Consider the following 20,775-nt stretch of genomic DNA (forward strand, 5'->3'; position numbering starts at 1 on the left):
TATCCATTTAAGAATAGCTTAGCGAAGAAAATCCAATAAACTCGGCTGCATGATCTTTGCTCCGATGCTTAAAGCAGCACTATGGACACTTTCCTGGGTCGTCAAATCCATGATCGCCTTTTCGATATCGACATCCTCATTTTTCGAAAGGATTTCAGTGGCAAAAACCTCCTGCTGCTTGAGACGGTCCGTCATCAGCTCAATCCGATTCTGCCTTGCGCCAACCTGTGCCTGCATGCCTAAGAAAGTATTTATCGTTGCGTCAAGTCCTTCCAGTGTGTCGCTCACGTCCCCGCCGTTTTCGAGTGCCTCGATTGTCTGGTCGATGCTTCCGCCGGCAGCTAGTGCATCACCAAAAATCTTGGAACCGTCCGTATTGATTTTAAGGGAAATCCCCGAAAAAACTTCAAGGTTTATGTCCCCTGTGCCATACACGGTATTTCCATTCCCATCTTTAACGGACGACGGTCTCACATTCGTATCCTGGCCGTTAAAGATATACTTCCCGCCAATCTGTGTGTCGCCTAGAGTTATGAGATGTTCTTTTAATTGTTTAATTTCTTCAGTAATTGTTTTAAGTTGCTCCCCTTCATACGTGCCATTGCTGCCTTGAACGGTTAATTCACGAATCCGCTGCAGGGCGGAAACACTTTCAGTAATGGCATCATCCGTGCTGTCGATCCAATTGGTCGCCTCGGCAATGTTACTTTGATACTGCCCTATTTGATTGAGGTTTGTCCTGTACCCCATTCCCATCATGGCCGCAACAGGGTTATCGGAAGGCTTGGAGAACTTCTTTTGAGAGGAAACCTGCTCTTGCAGCCTGGACATCTTTTCGTAACTGCTGCTTAAATTGCTCAGCATATTATTGGTTAGCATCGATTGCGTTACCCGCATATTCGTCTCCTCCTATCATCGGCCAACTGTACCCATTCCGTTTATGATTTTATCGAGCATTTCATCCATCATCGTCATCATTCTTGCGGATGCGTTGTATGCCTGCTGGAATTTGATCATGTCAGTCATTTCTTCATCAAGGGATACGGAACTGACAGACTCCCTATTTTGATTGACTGAGGCAGCAAGCACGACAGAGTTGGAAAGGTTCTTTTGGGCGCTTTGGGAATCCACACCAAGCTTTCCGATGATACCGGAATAATAGGTGTCGAAGCTACCCGTCAATTCGTCGGAGTTTTGGTCTTTAGTCGAGTACTCACTGAACGCCTTCTTTTTAAGGTCAGCCAGGAGTTTGGCGTTTTCATTATCACCGGATGCCCCTCCACTTTTACCGCCTGCGGCAATTTTTGTGGGATCCTTAACGATTTCACCATTCACCTTGATGCTTTGGGCGGCACTCTTACCCGGTTCGATTTCAAAGAAGTTCAATGTGGAAGTGCTGTCATCACCCAGGGCATAGCCTTGTTTATGGATGGCATTGAATTCATTCACGAAAGCAGCCGTCATATTATCGAGCTTTTTCAGCATATCAGGATAAGCGCCGGCGATCGTGCCATCAGCCTTCTTATAGCCAAAGCTTTTGATCAGACCGGATAGTTCTCCCGAGAAATTGTAATCCGTCAATGTTTTCGAACCAAACTTCAATCCATCCACCATACCTGTCGTTTTATCATGGCTAACTTCAACTTTCGAAGTTCCCACCATCCCGGTTTGGTTAACACTGACTAGATTGATGGGCGGCACAAAAGACGAACCGTCTTCTTTCATCAATTCGATATTGTATAGCCCTGTGGCCACATCGCTTGCTCTGCCGTAATCCGTCGGAATGACGTTATTCACTTTAATGCTGACAAGCTGTGAGAGATTGTCTACGAGTACATCACGTTTATCATAAAGGTCATTGGGGATATATCCATGCGGCTCCACTTTGCTGATCTGTTGGTTAAGCTGATCAATACTGCTGATTAGCGTATTGATTTCGTTCGCTTTGACGCTTACCTGATTTCCAATATCCGTTTGAACATTCGTTAGCGAGTTATAGTAGTAGTTTAGGGTATCCGCGACCATGACGCCCGTCGAGGCAACGACCTCACGCGCCCCGGAGTTTTCCGTATTCGCCGTCAGCCCCTGCAGCGAATTCCAGAACTTCTCCATCGTGGCGGCTAATCCACTGTCGGTCGGCTCGTTCATGACGCCTTCCATTTTCGTCAGGGATTCGCTCATGGCCCCGTAATAACCGATTTTATTACTTTGTGTCCTGTATTGTGCGTCCAGGAAACTGTCCCGGATCCGCTGAACCGTTTCAGCAGCCACCCCTGTCCCGATTTGGCCGGCAACGCGCGGGCTGTTCAAACCGACAGTAGGAAAGCCAGACGTCTGGACCAGGTTGACCCGCTGTCTTGAATATCCTAATGTATTGGCATTGGCCACGTTATTTCCTGTTGTATACAAGGCCCCTTGAGAGGTGGATAATCCGCGTTTGGCAGTCTCAAGACCCATAAAGGTTGAAATCATTTGCTCACACCTCCATCTTTTTTCTGCTTATTAAGCTTTGGAATCAAACATTCCCATGCCGATTTTCGCCGTTTTCCCAACCGAATCCCCATAATTCAGGTTCTGGTGCTGCGGCCTCAAAATATCCAAAGAGACATTGATGAATTGAAGGGACTGATAGATCAATTGCTGATTTAAACTGTTTCGCTCTTTCAGCTTTGCCACCTCATCAATCAATTCCGCTTTTAGCCTTTCAAGGATTTCCGTTTCTTCAGGTCCTGTCAGTTCCGTTACGGTATGGATGGAGGCAGGCTGTCCCACCGTTCCATTGGCTGAAAGGAATTCCTCGACTTCCCTTTCTCTTTCCTTATCCGTCTGACTGATCGCTTTAATATGTTTTTGTTCTGAAATTAGCAGGGCAGTGATTGCCTCTGTATCATTTGCTTTCAAAATGGCCGTTTTTCTTATCGCCAATTGATTGAAGCTTTTATGAAACTTGATCAATTTTTCAAGCGATCCGATGATGTTCCGTGCAGACATTTTGCTGCCTCCTCACTCATAAATGAAGGACGGAAAATGGCTCCGTCCTCTTCATTCAAGCTTTTTCATTAAAAATTCATTTCCGGTAAAAATCGATGAGACCCTTAGCCGTTGCTTGTGCATTCAATTTATAATTTCCTTTTTCAACTTGGATTTTCAGTTCATCCACTCTTGCTTGTCTTGCAGCAAGAATCGGTGACGATTGCTGCATTTCTTTTGCCGCTGAAGAAATTTCAACTTTATCCGAGGATTTGACCTTGGATTCCTTGATATTCCCTGTTTTATTGGCTTGAAGATTATAAGGGTTAACACCTGTCATACCGACGTTATTGATTTTCATATTCCAGATCCTCTCCTTCGGTCGATTTTATAAATCCCATAATGTTTCGATTCCTTAACACATGAAATGGCTCTGGAATGTGTTATTCTCCCTATCGTTATTATCGACAAGGAATGGATTTCTTTAATTGTTTCTTGTAATCTTTCCTTCGACACCCATTGTCGAATCTTGTTCTCAATATCGAATATTTTAACAAATACTGCATCATGTTTCCATGATTTATCCTTTTTGATCATCCTTCATGTAGTACGTATTTTTTTTATCATTTCCTTGAATTTCAGTCAGGCGCTTTTCCTCATATTCAAATGCCTGCAAATCCGTACGCAATGAATCGCTGCATTTGCCGCATAGCCTTCCGCTCTTGATGTTAGCGCCACACTTTTCACATGGAATTCCTAGATTGGGAAACTGCGAAATTCTAAGCTTTCCTGTTCTCACAAATTTAATAATTAACGTATCTTCAACGCCGGTTTCCTTAACCACCTGCATCATGGACGCCGTTCTATTTATTTTCTTGCGAATATATGCATACACTTTATCATATTGGTCTTCTTCTTCTTTATAACAGGCATCGCATACATCACGGAATTTAGTCATAACGAATAACGAATTACAGCTTGGACAGTTGAATACTTCCATCGAGGACCCTCCTTCACCATCACAGCGATATTCTTCAGTACTGTATATATCGAATAATACCTGCGATACTTTAGGATGTTTTATTAAAATAAGCTTTTTCACCTAGCCAGGGTGATGGATGATACTTCTTTGGCCCCAGCCGTTATCAATGCCTTTGCTGCATGCCTGAGAGTGGTGCCTGTCGTGTAAATGTCATCGATGATCAAAATTGATTTATGCTCAAGCAAATCTAACTGCATGACCTGAAAAACCTGCGGTAATGATATTCTCTCTTGACGTGATTTTTTTGATTGTTTTTCCGTATGGATTCTTGTCAAGATCTCAACCGTATGAATTCCAAGAAGGTCTGCCAAGGCCTGTACCTGGTTGAATCCACGTTCCGTAAGCCGTTCATGGCTAAGCGGGATGACCGTTACCAGGTCAAACTCCATGTCCTTTAACCTTTCTTTCAAAAAAGGGACGAAAACCTCAGCTAATGCATAATCCCCACGGTACTTATATTTAGCAATAATATCTTTTAAGTATTCATTATAATGAAATAGCGATATGTTCTTCGACAAATAACCGCTCCATTCCTTATTCCTTTCCCATCTTGAACAATCCAGACAGAGGTCACCGGTAATATGAACCCCACCAAGCTCCCTTGAACACATTGTACATGTTTCTCCGGTAATCCTATTAAGCTTCCCCTCACATCTTGCGCAGACTGCTCTTGCCTCGGCCTGCTTAAGCAAGCTCCTCCATGTCAATGCCTGCTTCATTCCTTCATCACAAACAAGACATCTATTCATAGAGCAGCCCCCTTATCTTGGCATCTTTATTCATCATTTGAATATGGTGAACCGCCTCGACCATCGCTTTACTTTTACCGTAATGAAAAAAGGTGATCGTCCCTGCAGGATTAGCAAAACTCCTCCCTACCCTTCCAGCAATCTGAACGAGAGCACTATCAGAAAACACTTCATGTTCAGCACCGATCACGGCTACCTCCAACCGCTCAATAGTCACGCCGCGTTCCAGTATGGTCGTGGTCAGTAATCCTGGAACCAAGCCATTCCTTAATGCCATTACTATTTCCTTTCGATCAGGGTGCCGGGAGTGGACAATCGATAATTTTGGGGACAGCATTTGAAACAGCGGAATGACCTGCTCCATCACTTCAATGCTTGGAAAAAACAAGAGGAAGGGGATGTTCTGCTCAAGGCGTTCACTTACCCATCCGATGATTGCTGGGGGAATCTTTTTTTGAAGAAATATTTTTTGCCAATTGCCGCTCCACTTCATTTCAGGGACAGGGATTGGCTGACGATGATAACGGGCCGGTATTATGACGGCTTTCAATTTGCCGCTGCGGTATAGCCGCTGCATCCGTTTCGAAGGTGTGGCGGTCAAGTAGATGGTTGCCGCAGAAACCTTTTTTGATTTATTGACCGCATAATGCAGCGAATCATCAATTGAGTAGGGAAACGCATCGACTTCATCAACGATGATGACATCGAAAGCTTCAATAAAACGGAAAAGCTGATGTGTCGTGGAAACGGTTAGTGGCGAAAATCCATGTCGATCGCCACTGCCGGCATAGAGGGTCGCGACCTCAATGGCAGGAAAGGCTTTTTTTAACCTAGGGGATAGTTCGAGAACGACATCGGTCCGGGGTGTTGCCAAACAAATCCGTTTCCCGGCATGCAATGCTGCCTCAATCGCCGGGAATAGGACCTCCGTCTTTCCTGCCCCGCATACAGCCCATACCAGGAGTTCACCTTTTCCGTTTACAGCTTCAACGACAAGGTCGGAGGCAGTTTGTTGACCTTCCGATAAAGTGCCTTCCCAGCACATCACTATGTCAGGAATCTGAAACTGAATGCCGGGTCCGGTCCACCTAAATAGTTTTGCACATTCACTGACCCGTCCCATCATGATGCATGAGCGGCAGTAAGTGCAATCTTGATCGCAAATCTTGCAAGGGAATGTATAAAACAAAGTTTGATCTTTGTTACCGCAGCGTACACAGTGATAACTGCCGTTACCGTATTGCACGCCGCAAGTTTCTGAGACATACCCATTCTTGAGGTGCTCTGCGAGGAGTTCTTGAGAGAAGGGGATTTCGAATGCCAAAAGATGTTTTCCGGTGAGATGGTTCTGAAGTTCCGGGGAATATGGCGGGGAAATGCTCATTTTTTCCAAACTGCAACCTCCTTTTCTTGATATATCACGCTCCTCCTTATCATTCGCTTTTTACTCCCGAATTCCCTTTTGCTTCATAAAAAAAACACCTTCCACTTAGGAAAGGCGTTAAATAGCTTAAATTTTATACCAGCCCATCCCCATCGAGCCTTCGCCCAGATGCGTTCCGATTACTGGACCGAAGTAGCTGATGTCGAACTCGACATTCGGGAACCGGGCTTCAAGTTCCTCTTTCCAGTCTTTAGCTTCACTTTCCCGTTTTGCATGAATGATGACGGCTTTATATTTCTCGCCGCTCGCCGCGTCTTCTCCAAGCAAATCGGCAATCCGTTTCATCGCTTTTTTTCTTGTACGGATTTTTTCGAATGGGACGATGACCTTATCAACAAAATGGAGAACCGGCTTCACTTGAAGCAAACTGCCAATCAATGCTTGAGCACTGCTTAAGCGTCCCCCGCGCTGCAGATGGGAAAGGTCATCTACCATGAAGTATGCCCTGACCGATGGCTTCATCTCTTCAAGCCTGGCCATGATTTCTTCTGCACTTTTACCATCAAGTGCCATCTTTGCCGCCTCGATCACATAAAACCCCTGTACCATGCAGCTGATCTCCGAATCAAAGGCATGAACCTTAATTCCATCGACCATTTCACCCGCCGATACCGCTCCTTGAAACGTTCCGCTGATGCCGCTCGATAAATGAATGGAAATAACATCATCATAGTCTTTTTGCAGCTCCTCGAACTTCTCGACAAACTTCCCTATTGGAGGCTGTGAAGTGGTTGGCAATTTCTCCTGCCTCTTTACTTCCTCATAAAACTCATCCGCAGTGATATCAACTTCCTCCCGATAAGCTTCATTGGAAAAAATGACATTAAGCGGCATCATATGTATATGTAAACGATCACGTATTTCCTCAGGTATATATGCAGTGCTATCTGTTACGACTGCAGTTTTCATAATAGTACCATCCTTATAAAAATTTACTTCATATCATACTCACCATTCTATCTGAAAATGCCTTTTTTTGCATTAAATTGCTTTCTCCATTACCAAAAATATGAATCCAGTTAGTCATCCTTCCTACAAAAAAAATCCAGCCCTTCAGCACGCATTGCGGAATCTGAAGAGCCGGACTTATCGATCGTTTTAATTACTTCACTTCTACCCAGCCGTTTTTGATAGCTAGGACAACCGCTTGTGTACGGTCATTCACATTCATCTTCTGAAGAATGTTACTTACATGGTTCTTGACTGTTTTTTCACTGATATAAAGAGTTTCACCGATGGCACGGTTGCTTTTACCATCCGCTAAAAGTTGGAGCACTTCACATTCGCGTCGAGTCAATAGGTGAAGCGGCCTCCTGATTTCTATTGTATGTACGGAATCACGATCAGCACCCTCTTCAGCTGCCAATCGGCGATATTCCTTAACCAAGTTATGGGTCACCTTTGGATGAAGGTATGATCCGCCTTCAGCTACTACTCGCACAGCATCAATCAACGCATCCGCGTCCATTTCTTTCAACAGATAGCCTTGTGCTCCTGTTTTCAATGCGTGCTGTACGTAGTTTTCATCATCATGAATGGAAAGGATGATGACTTTTGTTTCAGGGTAACGGTTCACGAGCATTTTTGTCGCTTCGACCCCATTCATGTTCGGCATGTTGATATCCATGATAACAACATCAGGTTTATGTGTTTCAACGAGATCCATAGCTTCGCTTCCGTCATCACCCTCGGCAACAACATCAAAGGATGATTCAAAATCTAATATGCGCTTTACGCCTTCACGGAAAAGCTGATGGTCATCGATAATGATGATACTAGTCTTCAACGGCTTCTTCCTCCTAGTTTCTATTTAAAAAGTCTATTCTCTATCGTTTATATATGGTAGGGAATTTGTATAAATACTAAAGTGCCTGCCCCTGGTTGTGAATCTATCGTCATTTCACCTTCCAGTAGCTCGACTCTTTCTCTCATTCCTACCAAGCCAAATGAACCTTCTTTTTGAATCGAAGAGTCAAACCCCTTTCCATCATCCTTGACGACAACGGTCACCATCTCCTTGGAAATGGACAGTTTAACTTGAATCTGTTTTGGGTCCGCATGCTTCAATGAATTTTGTACTGCCTCTTGAACCAGCCTGAATAAAGCGACCTCCATATCGGAAGGAAGCCTTTTGACCTGCCCAAGATTGACGAAATTAAGATTCACGCCATTATTATAGTCTTCGGTCGTTTGCAGGTACTTTCTGAGGGTAGGAACTAGTCCTAAATCATCAAGCGCCATAGGACGAAGGTCATAGATGATTCTGCGCACTTCATATAAAGCATTCCTTACCATGACCTTTAAACTGCGGATTTCAACTAACGCTTCATCAGGGCCTCTCTCCCGTTGCACTCGTTCTATCAGATCTGAGCGCATCATGACGTTTGCCAGCATTTGCGCCGGCCCATCATGAATTTCACGTGAGAGCTTTTTACGTTCCTGCTCCTGGGCTTCGATTATTTTCAGGCCGAAGTCCTGTTTGCGTTTCGCTTCTTGAAGTGCTTCCCCGACAAATTTAAGATCCTGTGTCAAATAGTTCTGTACTACCGATATTTGCGAGACGAGATGCACCGCTTTATCGATTGTCTGCTGTAAACCCCTTAACCTTAACTCAAGCTCATCCCGGCGATTACGGAGCTCTTTCTCCAATTGCCGGTTAATTTGTAAATCGACTTGCAGCTTATGTGCCCTTTCATAAGCATCGCGTACCTGTTCTTCAGAAAAATGGTTGAAGTGCATACTGACTTCTGAAAGCCTTTTTCGAGCAAACCTGGCTTTTGAATCCAGTGCATCGCTGTCGGTTATCACAATGGCAACCCTGATTTTCACATCATCAAGCTCTTTTGATAATGACTCGAAATCCTTTCGGCATTGTTCGCCGATATCAAAGACTTCGTCCTTACTTTCACTAACAGTGCTCACCATTGTTTCTAAGATCTTGTCCAATGCTTTAGCATCAACCTTTTTTATGGACATTAAGATCCCTCCACTTACCAAAAGACTTAAACAATTTATTGTCTTAAAGACTATGTATATGGAAAAAAGTTCTTTTCCTTTTTCATGAATGGTTAAATTTCAGGAAACTTTTGTATGAAGTAACCTTCATGAACATATTGTACCAAAAAAAGTTTAAAAATACGTTAATTTCCTTTTATGATTTCCATAAAATGTACATATTTACTATACATCTCATATTCCCGGCCATTAAGTCTGCCTTTTAAAGGCAGAAAGCCATTTCTATTATCCTAATACAAATTATCCTTTTCAATCAAATGGGATATTCCGCTCCATTGATTATCATATGAAACAGATGCATTTATTAAATGGCAAAATCCTTGAAAAGAGAGGACACGTTAAGGTAAAGCCAGGATAATGGCACAGAACCCATGTTTTTCCTACAATGTTATTCTTTTAAGCATATATGACCAGCTAATAACAATAACAGGCAATGAAATTAATTATAACACGTACAGCTTTATCTTATATTAAAGTTTCTTTACACATGCGGTATGTAAATGAATCGTCATTGCCACTTTTTCCGCAAAGCCTTATAATAAATCAACTAATAGGAAGTACGAAGGTGGAATAGTAATGCTCACTCAATATTTAACGGTGGCAGGTCGCGGCGAACATGAAATCGTCATTGAAAAATCGCGTTTTATTTCCCACATCGCCCGGGTTGAAACCGAAGATGCCGCACAGGCCTTTATCCAGGAAATCAAGAAAAAGCACAAAGATGCTACACATAATTGTTCAGCCTATATGATCGGGGAACAAAATCAAATCCAAAAAGCCCTCGACGATGGGGAACCGAGCGGAACGGCAGGCGTCCCTATCCTAGAAGTGCTTAAGAAAAAGGATCTGAAAGACACCGCAGTTGTGGTCACACGGTATTTTGGCGGCATCAAACTTGGTGCTGGCGGTCTCATTCGCGCTTACAGCAAAGCGACTTCAGAAGGAATAAATTCCACTGGTGTGGTCATTAGAAAGCTAATGCGTGTCATTTCGACAACCGTCGACTACACCTGGCTTGGAAAATTGGAAAACGAATTGCGATCTTCCATTTATCAAATAAAGGAAATTCAGTACCTTGATCAGGTCAATATCCTTGTATATGTCGAGGAAACACAAAAAGAGACATATACCGCTTGGATTACAGAGCTGACAAATGGCCAAGGCCACATCACTGAGGAAGAAATGCTTTATTTGGAAGAGGAATTCTCCTGATATACTCCTGCATATTTTTCCTTTTTTATGCTGTAATATAATTGAAAAGAAATATTTATTTTACGAAATTATTAAATCATTGTAAAATTAGGTGTAATAAATGACGAAATATAAACTGCAGGATTCGAAAAATAGCGATATATGTCTGATGTTCGTTATTTAAAAGGAGAAGAAAAAGATGTCTACTACTAGGCGTGTTTATAAAATTAAAAAAACAAAGAAAAAAAGGCGAAAGAGGCTTTGGTTATTGCTTGTTCCCCTGCTGGTACTTGGTCTGGGTGCTTCTACTTATGCTGCAACGCTGTATATGAAAGCCCAGAATGTATTCAATGATTCCTATGACCCTGTGGAAGCATCAGCAAAGCGAAGTGCAGCAATCGACCCGCTCGAAGATAATTTCTCCATTCTTTTCATCGGAATCGATGATAGTAAGGAACGTGATTTTAAAGGCAACTCACGCTCGGATGCTTTAATTCTGGCCACTTTCAATAAAGATCAGAAATCTATAAAACTACTAAGCATTCCCCGTGATTCCTATGTGTACGTACCAGCCAAAGGCGTAACCACAAAAATCAACGCTGCCCATGCTGCCGGCGGACCAAAAGCGACGATGGACACCGTTGAGGAGTTACTCGATATCCCTGTCGATTATTATGTTCGCATGAACTTTAATGCTTTCATCGATGTCGTGAATTCATTGGACGGTATCGAAGTCGACGTACCTTATGAATTGAATGAAATGGATTCAAATGACAAGAAGAATGCCATCCACCTTGAAGAAGGAATACAGACCGTTAATGGTGAAGAAGCATTAGCGTTTGCACGGACACGTAAAAAGGACAGTGATATCCAACGTGGTGAGCGTCAGCAGGAAGTCCTGAAAGCCATCATCGCCAAAGCAACCTCGGCTGGATCACTAACGAAATATACGGACGTAATGGAAGCTGTCGGTGACAATATGACAACGAACCTTCAATTCTCACAAATGAGAGGTTTCATAAAATATGTAACTACCGATAAAGGCCTTAATCTTGAAACCATCAAACTTGAAGGTCAGGATTCTACCATTAGCGGAACCTATTATTATCAGCTGAACGAAACATCATTAGCAAACACTAAGCTGTTGCTTCAATCTCACTTGAACCTGGGACCAGCTGAAGCCACTCAAACTGAAGCAGTTCAATCACAAATACAAGAATAAAGTGAAACCCCCACTCTTTATGAGTGGGGGTTTCCTTTTTTGCTATCTTTGCGCCCCCTCCAGTTAGGAGCAAAAAAGCCACCAGCCGTATCATTAAACGGTTGGTGGCTTTTCATATATACACTAGCGAATTTAGCTAATCTAGTAATCTATTTCCAAAATGATCATGGTTTGTTTTTAAAGTTAAGCATCTTGAGCAACGGCTGATAGTTTGAATTGACCAAACCAATTTTCTCCACAAAAATTTCTATGATCAGCAGGAGTCCCGTTACAAGTATCAAAGCTCCCCACACTGTTGCAAATTGAAAGATTATTGCCGCTAAGCCAAAGCAAGCAGCTAAAGCGTAAATGAGCAATACAGTCTGCTTATGAGTGAATCCCAAGTTTATCAAACAGTGATGTAAATGGGATTTATCAGCAGCCGAAATTGGCTGTTTATTGACGACCCTGCGGATAATCGCGAAAAATGTATCCGAAATGGGCACACCCAAAATGATGATCGGTACGATCAATGAAATCATCGTAACGTTTTTAAACCCTTGCAGGGACAGAACGGCAATGATGTAACCTAAGAATAATGCGCCTGTATCTCCCATGAAAATCTTTGCCGGATGAAAGTTATATTTCAAAAAGCCAAGAGTGCTTCCAATCACGATCAATGCTACCATAGCAACAAATAGGTCCCCTTTAATAAGGGCCATTGTTGCAATTGTCACTAATGCGATCGTTGAGACACCGCCTGCAAGACCATCCAGTCCATCTATTAGGTTAATTGCATTAATGATGCTGACAATCCACAAAATGGTTATCGGTATACTTAAAACACCAAATTCAAGTGTATCTATAAAGAACGGCAAATTGATGAATTCCACTTCAAGACCGCCCCATAATACGATAATGAGGGCAGCCAAAACCTGGCCCAGGAATTTGGGTGCAGCTCTTAATTCAAAAATATCATCTGCCATCCCGATCAAAATGATGACAAGGGCTCCCACCAGAAGGGGCAAATGCTCCCAAAAATCATTCATGAGGGGCAACTTCTCCCAAAAATCATTCATGAGGGGCAACTTCTCCCAAAAATCATTCATGAAAAGCAAGAAAGTAATGAAAAAACTCAAAAATATAGCTAAACCGCCCATGCGCGGCATAACTTTACTATGCACTTTTCGCTCATTCGGTTTATCGGTAGCTCCTAATTTAAAGGCCAGCTTTCCGACAAAAGGAGTCAAAAAAATGGATAATAAAAAGGATACCAACAAGGCCCCTATTAACATCAGGAACGACATCAAAAACCACCTCAATTCAACTAAAAATCTAATACCCGTAACGATCTATAAGAAAACCTATATATAAATGCTTATTTTAATTTTTCATCCTCAAATAAACATTATATACGTTATTGGCTAAAATCTCTATAGAAAAGTTGTTTTTTGCAAATTTTTGTAAATCCGCCCCTATCTTTGTCAGGTTGCCGGATTTTTTTAATTCTAAAGCATTGCAGATGGCCAATTTCAGCTGTTCGACATTGCCGATATCCGTAATCCAGCCCTTGCCCCGATCGGGAATCAATTCCTTTACACCGCCGACATTACTTGTGATTACCGGAAGACCCGATCTTGCTCCTTCAAGTAAAACCAGTGGAAAACTTTCGCTTAAGGAAGTCAATAATGTGATGTCCCCCAACGGGTAGATTCGATCTAAATCTTCACGATACCCTAAAAAGTGCACGTGATCTGATAATCCCTTTTCCGAGACCATCTCTTCCAAAGCGGATCTCCTGCTCCCGTCCCCTGCAAGCAACAGCTTTACATGGGGGAACTCTGATACAACTTCGCTTAATGCTTCTAAAGCAAATTCATGACCTTTCACCGGCTCAAGCCTTGCAGGCATGATGACGATGAAATCGTCTTTCCCAAACCCAAAATCTTCTCTTTGAAATGGGAAAGGCAATTCCTTTTCAAAGTCAATTCCGTTTAGGATCTTTGTTATTTTGGACGAATGGATTCCTTGGTCAATCAAGTCCTGCTTAAAGCGGTCGGAAACTGCCAGTATATGATCGGCATATTGAAATGACCTTACATGAAGGCCCGTAAACAATTTTCCTTTTACACCCTGCCCCAAAAAGTCATGATGGGGTGAACTGTGAACAGTAAGAAGCCAAGGGCATTTAACGAGGCGCTTTATAAAGGCACCATATATATTCGCCCGCGGACCATGTGTATGGATGATGTCTATATTATTTTGACGGATAAAGTCCCTTAAAGGTTTCAAAATTGAAAGGTCATATTTGGAATGTTGCCTGAAAAGTTCGGTTTGTATCCCAGAGGACATGGCCCGCCGGTAAAGTTCACCATCTTCAAATAAACCAAGCAAACACTCCTCTTTATTCAATTGGTTCAGTAAGGACATTATATGAAACATACCGCCGCCGGTTTCATTACCGGCGTTTAAATGCAAGATCCTCATCCAGTCCACTCCTTATGTTCAGGAACGCTGCACCGATTTCCTCAATCGCCTAACCTTTAATACGAATCTTGGCAGTGCAAGCATCCGTTTCCACCGTGAAGGTTGCTGGATAAGTCGGTACAACCATTCAAGACGCATCTTTTGCCAGAAAACCGGGGCGCGGTTCACCTTACCCGCAAGTACATCAAAGCTCCCCCCAACTCCCATGAATAACCCTTTATTGAATAACTCATAGTGCCTGGAAACCCATTTTTCCTGCCTAGGGAACCCCAATGCAGTCAAAATGATGTCAGGTTCAAGTTCCGCTATCGACTTAGGCAGGGTATCATCCTTGATATCAATGTAACCATGATTGTATCCGACCAACTCGAGACCCGGGTATAGTTCTTTTACTTTCAGGGCCGCCGCTTCAATCACGTTTTCCTCCGCTCCAAGCATGTATACCTTGAGCGCTCTTTCATCAGCGACCCGAAATAATTCATTCATCAAGTCGAATCCTGTAATCCGCTCTTGTAAAGGTTGATTTAGCCATTTAGAGGCCATAATAATACCAACGCCATCCGGAGTGATGTAATCAGCAGATAAAATTATGTCTTTATAATCCTGATGTTCATTTGCATACTCAACTATTTCCGGATTTGCCGTAACGACAAACGTTTTTTCCTGATTCATCAATCTTGGATATATCATTCCATTCATGAATTCATCCATATTGCTATCAATGAATGGTATGGATAGTATCTCAACAAACTTTTCTGTCATTTCACTTCAGCCTTTCATATGTACTATACATCTAAAGGGTGGGGTATTATTCAAGAAATTTTTTCATACACATCATAGAACGTGATTTTTGATTCAAAGGTGGTTAATCAATTGAAGTTTCTAGAAAAACAATCGTTACCCATTCTATTACTGTGCCTGCTCGTCCCATCTGCAGTGCCTCACCCTATCGCCGGTTACTTGGCAACGGCGTTGATGCTCGTTTTTATCGGTATAAATAAAAAAAACCTGTTATTAATTCTATTCATTTATTTCCCTGCCCGTCCCTTATTTATGGAACTGAATAGCGGCTTAACCTATACAGGTGACCTGATCATCCTCACCTTATTCATTTCTTTGCTTATTGAAAGATTCAAAAAGAACGAATGGCAATTTTCGAAATATCATTTTACTGCGCCATTTTGGTTGTTTTGTTTAATTGGCGCCGCAGCTGCACTCATGAACGGAGTGGGAATCCTCCCCATCATATTTGAACTTCGTGCATTGCTTATCACATTCTTGCTTCTTTACATTATCGGTGAATTAAATCTAGAAAGAAAGGATATCTTTCGCTTTTTGAAGGTAATGCTAATATTTACAATCTTACTTTGCCTGCATGGCATAGTGGAGAAAATCTTTTCTCGTACGATCCTGCTTCCACACTCATGGGAAATGTGGAATCTTTCGCCGACAAACCGGATGAGGATTTATGGAGCACCTGCCAATCCCAATGTATTCGCCTTATTCTTAAGCATTCAGTTATTCCTTAGTTTCTTTCTATTTCAGTCGATGAAAAAATATAAATGGATCGTCTTTCTTGCTGCCATCCTGTTTTCCGGAACGTTACTGCTTACCTATTCACGGGGCACGATGATTGCATTCGGGTTCGCGGCGCTTGTCTTTATGATATGGACCAGAAATAAACCATTTTTCAAATATGCTGTAGGAGCATTTTGTCTCGGCCTGCTTCTTATTTATTACCCAGCTTTATTTGCATCAAGTAAAGTGGAGGTGTCCGCATCGATTCCCATGGAAAATGTGATAATCGGCAGCACCCCCTCTACTGAACACGAACATGCCCTTTCCAATCGTTTTTCAGATATGTTCTCTGATAAGACACTGCACCAGAGTACAGAGTGGGGCCGGTTATATGTCCTGATCAAGGGAATTGAGATTTTCAAAGATCACCCGATAATCGGTACAGGGTTAGCAACCTTCGGAGATTCTGCCACACTATCCTTTTCCTCACCAATTTATCGGGAATATCAAATTGGTGAAAGGATGTATACCGATAATCAATATATCCAGATTCTGGTGCAAACTGGTGTGCTGGGCTTTCTTGCGGTTCTTGCATTCATCTTTTTCACCTGCCGTACAATCCTGAAATCGGAAAATGGCACTTTGGCAGCGTTCACCATCTGCCTGATGTTGGCCGCATTATTAGCAGGACTTTTCTACAATATTCTCGAAGATAAAATGTTTACGCTGATATTTTATAGTTGTTTAGGATTCTGTTTACAGAAGGACATCATATTAAAGGATTGAAAATATGCCTACTCTTTCACATGTCATTAAATCGGTCGGGCTCGTCACTATTATTGCTGCCATTGGAAAAGTCCTCGGATTCGGGCGGGAATCGATCATAGCCGCCTATTTCGGGGCATCATCGATGGCAGATGTTTTTTTCGTGGCAAGCCTTATACCAACCATTCTTTTTACGGCTATCGGCAGCGGTCTTCAGGCCGGCGTTATCCCCATTTACTTGGAAAAGAAGGCGGATAACCCGTTGAAAGCTGATGAATTCATCAGTGTTTTAGGTTCTTTCTTTATGCTGGTTGCCGGAATCCTGACCATTGCCTGCATGATTTTCATAAAGCCGCTCGTCGTGTTGACGGCCCCGGGTTTCTCTGATTCGGAACTGGTCCTGACGGAGTCACTGACCCGGATCATGCTGCCAAGTTTACTATTTTTCACGCTTTCTTACATGGCGACGGGGGTCCTCAATGCGAATAAGCGTTTTATTCTGCCAGCACTCACTTCAACTGCACAAAACACGGTAATTATCGCAGCTACCGTATTGTTGGCTGCTCCGTTTGGGATTGAAGGGTTGGCTTGGGGGTTTGTGCTCGGTGCAGCAAGCCAGTTCCTTATCCAATACCCATCATTGAAGCAGTACGGTATCCGGCCCATCGTCTCTTTCCTGCCTCATAAACGGCAGATCGCACAAACACTGTACACCTTTTATCCAATCATTATCGCCGCTTTGGCGATCCAGTTGAATAGTGTCGTCGATCGGATTATTGCGACCTCGCTCGAAACCGGAAGCGTCTCGGCCTTGAACTATGCCAATCGCCTGCTTTGGCTGCCATTAAGCATTGTCCTCACGCCGCTGATTACCGTATTGTACCCTTCAATCGTCGAGCGCGCGCTTATAGGCTATCAATCTTTCCTTAATTTGACCTTAAAGGGGTTGAAATCGCTGTTATTTTTAGCGATTCCGTTCATGGTCGTCATGTTAATCAGCGGAAACAGCTTAATCACTCTGGCTTTCCAACGCGGGGCTTTCGATGCTTCAGCAACCGAAATGACTTATAGGGCATTCGTCTTTTATTCTGCCTGCCTCCCATTCTTTGCACTGAGGGATTATTTGATGAACGCTTTCTACGCCTTGAAGAAAACGAAAGTGGCGATGTATTCCTGCTTGATTGCCGTATTGCTTAACGTCCTGCTCAGCTGGGTCCTATCACGTTATCTCGGCGTCGGCGGAATCGCTTTAGCATCGGGTATTTCCATGCTCCTGCAATCTCTCTACCTTTTCGTCTACCTATGGCTGAAGACAGCAAGAGCGGACAAGGCCGCTTTCAGGGATGTTTTTCAGGAAAGCAGCAAGCTTACCATCATCGGAACCGTCATTTACGGAATGGCTCTCTGGGTCCACCCGCTTACCCTAAAGTTGCCCATCATCATGGAATTAGTGTTCATATCGCTGCTAGTATTCGGACTATATCTCGCATTATCCATTCTTTTTAAAGTAAGCAGCCTGCAAGCTCTGAAAAGAATCAGATCATCAAATTAATGCATTAGAAGAAGGAGTGCCACTATGGACATTTTAATCACAACGATTTTCAACTACCCTCATGAAGGAGGGCTATCGAGTCATATCACTACGTTAAAAAAGGGGTTAATTTCACGGGGCCATAATGTGGACATTTTATCTTTCTCTCAATTACACCCTTTCAAGAGGAAAATGCTCGCCCAGGCCCCAGGATTTTTATTAAATAAAGTAAAACAGGGTAGCGGCCAGCTTTTCAATGACCGGCAACGCCAAAAATTGTTGGCTTCATCTATTAAAGCCTTGAAAAAGAACTATGATGTCATTAATGCTCAAGACATTTTCGCAACGCTTGCCTCCATCGAATCCGGGATACCGACGGTGCAAACCGTCCATGGGTATTATTCATTCGAGGCAGTCAGCAGGGGCGCCCTTCTTCCGGATAGTGAAGAAGATTTGATCATTCGCGAACTAGAAAGGAAAGCTTATCAGTCCGCTGCAAAAGTAGTGACGGTCGATCAAAGGATCAAAGACTATATCAATCATTTGGCACATATAGAAGCGGATACGATCAAGAACTTCATTGACGTGTCTGCTTTCAAACCCGAAAGCGCAAAGCGGGAGCAAACTCGCCGGGACTTTCAAATACCGCTACATAAAAAGATGCTTTTCGTTCCGAGAAGAATGACGGAAAAGAACGGTGTCATATACCCGCTTCTTTCTCTGCCGGAGGTGCTGGAAAACCATCCTGAAACAGTATTGGTCTATGCAGGGACGGGTGAACAGCGAAGCCGGCTCGAGGAAACCGCAGCCAGGCTCAAAATATCAGATTCCGTACTTTTTCTCGGTTCAGTGCCGTTCGAGAAAATGCATAACCTCTATGAAGCATCGGACATCGTACTCATCCCAAGCGTTCATTCCCACGGGGTGGAAGAAGCGACTTCCATTTCTGCCTTAGAAGCGATGAGTTGCCGCTCACCCGTCATCGCAAGTGCAATCGGAGGTTTAAAGGAGATTCTCATTGATGGAGAAGATGGTCTGTTAGTAGCGGAAAAAAATGAAGACGCACTTGCACAAGCCATCTCCAACCTGCTTAATGATCCTGAATATGCAGCAAATTTAGCTGCGAAAGCAAGATATAAAATGGAAAGCGAATACTCCCACCTTTCAGCTGCCGAGCGGTTTGAGAAAGCTTATGAAAAAGTGCTTAACTAAAAAAAGCAGACCCGTAGCCCGGGTCTGCTTTTCACTTTCATACCAGTGCTGAACTGCGCCTTTTCATTTGTTCTTCACGGTATTTTTTCTGTTCTTGTTTAGACATGGCGTTATATTCTTTTAAGAATGCTTCATATTGCGGCATTACTTCGTTCATGGCACCATATGCCTTTAACTCTCCATATTCAAGCCATAAAGCCTTTTGGCAAAATTTCTTCATCTGACCGATTGAATGGCTGACAAAGAACATCGTTTTTCCTTTTGCCTTAAATTCGTTCATTTTCTCTAAACACTTCTCAGCAAAGTTTTTATCCCCGACTGATAAGGCTTCATCAATAATCAGGATATCTGGATCGATATGCACGGAAATGGAAAAACCAAGCCTGGACTTCATGCCGCTTGAGTAGGATTTCACCGGTTGGTCAATGAACTTACCAAGTTCCGAAAACTCAATGATCTCAGGCTCAAGTTCTTTGATCCGATTTTTATCGAATCCGAGCATCAGCATTTTCAGTTCTATGTTTTCTCTGCCCGTCAACTGATTATTCAGGCCCGATGCAACGGCAATCAAAGCCGTTTTCCCGTTAGTTTGGACATTTCCGTCCGTGGGTGGGATGATGCCGGCGATAATATTGGACAATGTGGACTTACCTGACCCGTTGACCCCGACAAATCCTATTACATCGCCCTTTTCCGCTTCAAAACTTACATTCCTCAGAGCAAAGTACTCTTCCCCATAGCTTTTGGGCAAAAGAAGATCCAATAATTTTTCCGAGTTTTTATTATATAATTTATATTTTTTCGTTATATCTTTGACAATTACCGATTTTTCCAATTTTTCTCACTTCCAGTTTACTTAAAGTCAACAAAGCGATCTCTAAACCTGACATGCAGCGAGGAACCTATCAAAAATAAGATGATAACGACTGCCCAGAAATAAAGGGTATATTCCCAATGCGCTATTAGATACCATGATTCCCCCAACAATGAAGCCCGATACCCTTCCACAATATAATATAGCGGATTCAGCTTCATGATGTTTAGTATGATAGGGTGCTCCTTAGCATCCAATACCCAAAGGATTGGTGTTAAATAAAACAAGACTTTCATTAAGGACACGATTATATTATGAACGTCACGAATAATGGTTGATAATGTTGAAGAGATTAACCCAATTGAAAATAATAGCAAGACCGTCGCGGCAACATAATACGGCAGTTGTATGATATAAACTGTTGGAAGGTATCCAGTAAAACCTAATAGGATGATGATGACTCCCAGCAGCATGAGATGCTGATACAACTTGGCAAAGATGACGTACGATGGAATTACACTCATCGGAAAGCTCATCTTGGATACCATATTCAGTCGGGAATAGACGGATTTGGACGTTTGGGTTATCGAAGGATTCACAAAGAACCAGACAACGATCCCTGCCATCAGCCATGGAAGGAAATTTTCCCCGCGATTTAAGATTATAAATCCGAATACAAACCAATAAATCGCAATCTGTATCATTGGATTGATGATTTCCCATAAGACTCCCAGGTAGTTATTGCTGTTGGCACTTTTCATCTCATAAACAGATAAACGCCTTACCAAATAAAAATTATTGATTTGTTCTTTTAAAACGGTCAAAGCTGAACTCAT

The 20,775-nt window shown here is 42.8% G+C and carries 20 protein-coding genes; 5 read left to right on the plus strand and 15 right to left on the minus strand.

The window, feature by feature from the left end; genetic code table 11:
• Positions 1-18: 18 nt before the first annotated feature.
• The 10 genes from flgL to ACYP5M_RS14455 form a co-directional block, all read right to left on the minus strand.
• Positions 19-897, minus strand: coding sequence for a flagellar hook-associated protein FlgL (flgL, locus tag ACYP5M_RS14410; RefSeq protein WP_452444681.1), 879 nt, complete (start codon positions 895-897; stop codon positions 19-21).
• A gap of 15 nt (positions 898-912) precedes the next feature.
• Positions 913-2,472: a flagellar hook-associated protein FlgK gene (gene flgK / locus ACYP5M_RS14415; RefSeq protein ID WP_452444682.1), complete on the minus strand. Its 1,560-nt coding sequence runs from the start codon at positions 2,470-2,472 to the stop codon at positions 913-915.
• Between the two features lie 30 nt (positions 2,473-2,502).
• On the minus strand, positions 2,503-2,991 hold the full coding sequence (locus ACYP5M_RS14420; RefSeq protein ID WP_452444683.1) for a flagellar protein FlgN: 489 nt from the start codon (positions 2,989-2,991) through the stop codon (positions 2,503-2,505).
• Between the two features lie 76 nt (positions 2,992-3,067).
• On the minus strand, positions 3,068-3,331 hold the full coding sequence (flgM, locus tag ACYP5M_RS14425; RefSeq protein WP_230176146.1) for a flagellar biosynthesis anti-sigma factor FlgM: 264 nt from the start codon (positions 3,329-3,331) through the stop codon (positions 3,068-3,070).
• Positions 3,332-3,550: 219 nt separating this feature from the next.
• On the minus strand, positions 3,551-3,970 hold the full coding sequence (locus tag ACYP5M_RS14430) for a TIGR03826 family flagellar region protein (RefSeq protein ID WP_230176145.1): 420 nt from the start codon (positions 3,968-3,970) through the stop codon (positions 3,551-3,553).
• 98 nt (positions 3,971-4,068) lie between these two features.
• On the minus strand, positions 4,069-4,761 hold the full coding sequence (locus ACYP5M_RS14435; RefSeq protein ID WP_452444684.1) for a ComF family protein: 693 nt from the start codon (positions 4,759-4,761) through the stop codon (positions 4,069-4,071).
• Positions 4,754-6,145 carry a DEAD/DEAH box helicase gene (locus ACYP5M_RS14440; protein ID WP_452444716.1) on the minus strand — a complete coding sequence of 464 codons (1,392 nt, stop codon included), beginning with the start codon at positions 6,143-6,145 and terminating at the stop codon, positions 4,754-4,756. Before ACYP5M_RS14440 ends, ACYP5M_RS14435 begins: the two co-directional genes overlap by 8 nt.
• Positions 6,146-6,271: 126 nt before the next feature.
• The gene (locus tag ACYP5M_RS14445; RefSeq protein ID WP_452444685.1) at positions 6,272-7,114 is read right to left on the minus strand and encodes a DegV family protein; all 843 of its coding nucleotides are present in this window, start codon (positions 7,112-7,114) and stop codon (positions 6,272-6,274) included.
• Positions 7,115-7,307: 193 nt separating this feature from the next.
• Entirely contained in the window at positions 7,308-7,991 is a 684-nt protein-coding gene (locus ACYP5M_RS14450; protein ID WP_101223770.1) for a response regulator, read from the minus strand.
• Between the two features lie 47 nt (positions 7,992-8,038).
• Positions 8,039-9,181, minus strand: coding sequence for a sensor histidine kinase (locus ACYP5M_RS14455; protein WP_101223771.1), 1,143 nt, complete (start codon positions 9,179-9,181; stop codon positions 8,039-8,041).
• A 615-nt stretch (positions 9,182-9,796) separates the two neighbouring features.
• Here ACYP5M_RS14455 and ACYP5M_RS14460 point away from each other — a divergent pair.
• Both ACYP5M_RS14460 and ACYP5M_RS14465 read left to right on the plus strand, forming a co-directional pair.
• Positions 9,797-10,432: a YigZ family protein gene (locus ACYP5M_RS14460; protein WP_402943445.1), complete on the plus strand. Its 636-nt coding sequence runs from the start codon at positions 9,797-9,799 to the stop codon at positions 10,430-10,432.
• A 178-nt stretch (positions 10,433-10,610) separates the two neighbouring features.
• Positions 10,611-11,633 carry an LCP family protein gene (locus ACYP5M_RS14465; protein WP_101223773.1) on the plus strand — a complete coding sequence of 341 codons (1,023 nt, stop codon included), beginning with the start codon at positions 10,611-10,613 and terminating at the stop codon, positions 11,631-11,633.
• A 164-nt stretch (positions 11,634-11,797) separates the two neighbouring features.
• Here ACYP5M_RS14465 and ACYP5M_RS14470 read toward each other — a convergent pair whose 3' ends face one another.
• The 3 genes from ACYP5M_RS14470 to ACYP5M_RS14480 all read right to left on the minus strand — a co-directional run bounded on the left by ACYP5M_RS14470 (position 11,798) and on the right by ACYP5M_RS14480 (position 14,861).
• Positions 11,798-12,907: a glycosyltransferase family 4 protein gene (locus ACYP5M_RS14470; protein WP_452444717.1), complete on the minus strand. Its 1,110-nt coding sequence runs from the start codon at positions 12,905-12,907 to the stop codon at positions 11,798-11,800.
• Positions 12,908-12,995: 88 nt separating this feature from the next.
• Positions 12,996-14,099: a glycosyltransferase family 4 protein gene (locus ACYP5M_RS14475; RefSeq protein WP_230176141.1), complete on the minus strand. Its 1,104-nt coding sequence runs from the start codon at positions 14,097-14,099 to the stop codon at positions 12,996-12,998.
• 18 nt (positions 14,100-14,117) lie between these two features.
• Positions 14,118-14,861 (minus strand): WecB/TagA/CpsF family glycosyltransferase, encoded by a 744-nt coding sequence (locus ACYP5M_RS14480; RefSeq protein ID WP_434168115.1) that lies wholly within the window; start codon positions 14,859-14,861, stop codon positions 14,118-14,120.
• Positions 14,862-14,972: 111 nt separating this feature from the next.
• On the opposite strand from ACYP5M_RS14480, the gene ACYP5M_RS14485 reads away from it, so the two are divergent.
• The 3 genes from ACYP5M_RS14485 to ACYP5M_RS14495 are packed head-to-tail and all read left to right on the plus strand — an operon-like array spanning position 14,973 to position 19,125.
• The gene (locus ACYP5M_RS14485; protein WP_434168116.1) at positions 14,973-16,403 is read left to right on the plus strand and encodes an O-antigen ligase family protein; all 1,431 of its coding nucleotides are present in this window, start codon (positions 14,973-14,975) and stop codon (positions 16,401-16,403) included.
• 4 nt (positions 16,404-16,407) lie between these two features.
• On the plus strand, positions 16,408-17,934 hold the full coding sequence (gene murJ, locus ACYP5M_RS14490) for a murein biosynthesis integral membrane protein MurJ (protein ID WP_434168117.1): 1,527 nt from the start codon (positions 16,408-16,410) through the stop codon (positions 17,932-17,934).
• Between the two features lie 24 nt (positions 17,935-17,958).
• Positions 17,959-19,125 carry a glycosyltransferase family 4 protein gene (locus tag ACYP5M_RS14495; RefSeq protein ID WP_101223778.1) on the plus strand — a complete coding sequence of 389 codons (1,167 nt, stop codon included), beginning with the start codon at positions 17,959-17,961 and terminating at the stop codon, positions 19,123-19,125.
• Between the two features lie 37 nt (positions 19,126-19,162).
• Here the strand turns inward: ACYP5M_RS14495 and tagH are convergent, their stop codons facing one another.
• Entirely contained in the window at positions 19,163-19,960 is a 798-nt protein-coding gene (gene tagH, locus ACYP5M_RS14500) for a teichoic acids export ABC transporter ATP-binding subunit TagH (RefSeq protein WP_101223779.1), read from the minus strand.
• A 17-nt stretch (positions 19,961-19,977) separates the two neighbouring features.
• The gene (locus ACYP5M_RS14505) at positions 19,978-20,775 is read right to left on the minus strand and encodes an ABC transporter permease (RefSeq protein WP_101223780.1); all 798 of its coding nucleotides are present in this window, start codon (positions 20,773-20,775) and stop codon (positions 19,978-19,980) included.

It is taken from the genome of Peribacillus sp. N1, assembly GCF_054600815.1.

Bases quoted from the DNA above. Each gene is read 5' to 3' on its own strand.
- flgL (WP_452444681.1), bottom strand. From the start codon at position 897: ATGCGGGTAACGCAATCGATGCTAACCAATAATATGCTGAGCAATTTA.
- flgK (WP_452444682.1), bottom strand. From the start codon at position 2,472: ATGATTTCAACCTTTATGGGTCTTGAGACTGCCAAACGCGGATTATCC.
- ACYP5M_RS14420 (WP_452444683.1), bottom strand. From the start codon at position 2,991: ATGTCTGCACGGAACATCATCGGATCGCTTGAAAAATTGATCAAGTTT.
- flgM (WP_230176146.1), bottom strand. From the start codon at position 3,331: ATGAAAATCAATAACGTCGGTATGACAGGTGTTAACCCTTATAATCTT.
- ACYP5M_RS14430 (WP_230176145.1), bottom strand. From the start codon at position 3,970: ATGGAAGTATTCAACTGTCCAAGCTGTAATTCGTTATTCGTTATGACT.
- ACYP5M_RS14435 (WP_452444684.1), bottom strand. From the start codon at position 4,761: ATGAATAGATGTCTTGTTTGTGATGAAGGAATGAAGCAGGCATTGACA.
- ACYP5M_RS14440 (WP_452444716.1), bottom strand. From the start codon at position 6,145: ATGAGCATTTCCCCGCCATATTCCCCGGAACTTCAGAACCATCTCACC.
- ACYP5M_RS14445 (WP_452444685.1), bottom strand. From the start codon at position 7,114: ATGAAAACTGCAGTCGTAACAGATAGCACTGCATATATACCTGAGGAA.
- ACYP5M_RS14455 (WP_101223771.1), bottom strand. From the start codon at position 9,181: ATGTCCATAAAAAAGGTTGATGCTAAAGCATTGGACAAGATCTTAGAA.
- ACYP5M_RS14460 (WP_402943445.1), top strand. From the start codon at position 9,797: ATGCTCACTCAATATTTAACGGTGGCAGGTCGCGGCGAACATGAAATC.
- ACYP5M_RS14465 (WP_101223773.1), top strand. From the start codon at position 10,611: ATGTCTACTACTAGGCGTGTTTATAAAATTAAAAAAACAAAGAAAAAA.
- ACYP5M_RS14470 (WP_452444717.1), bottom strand. From the start codon at position 12,907: ATGTTAATAGGGGCCTTGTTGGTATCCTTTTTATTATCCATTTTTTTG.
- ACYP5M_RS14475 (WP_230176141.1), bottom strand. From the start codon at position 14,099: ATGAGGATCTTGCATTTAAACGCCGGTAATGAAACCGGCGGCGGTATG.
- ACYP5M_RS14480 (WP_434168115.1), bottom strand. From the start codon at position 14,861: ATGACAGAAAAGTTTGTTGAGATACTATCCATACCATTCATTGATAGC.
- murJ (WP_434168117.1), top strand. From the start codon at position 16,408: ATGCCTACTCTTTCACATGTCATTAAATCGGTCGGGCTCGTCACTATT.
- ACYP5M_RS14495 (WP_101223778.1), top strand. From the start codon at position 17,959: ATGGACATTTTAATCACAACGATTTTCAACTACCCTCATGAAGGAGGG.
- ACYP5M_RS14505 (WP_101223780.1), bottom strand. From the start codon at position 20,775: ATGAGTTCAGCTTTGACCGTTTTAAAAGAACAAATCAATAATTTTTAT.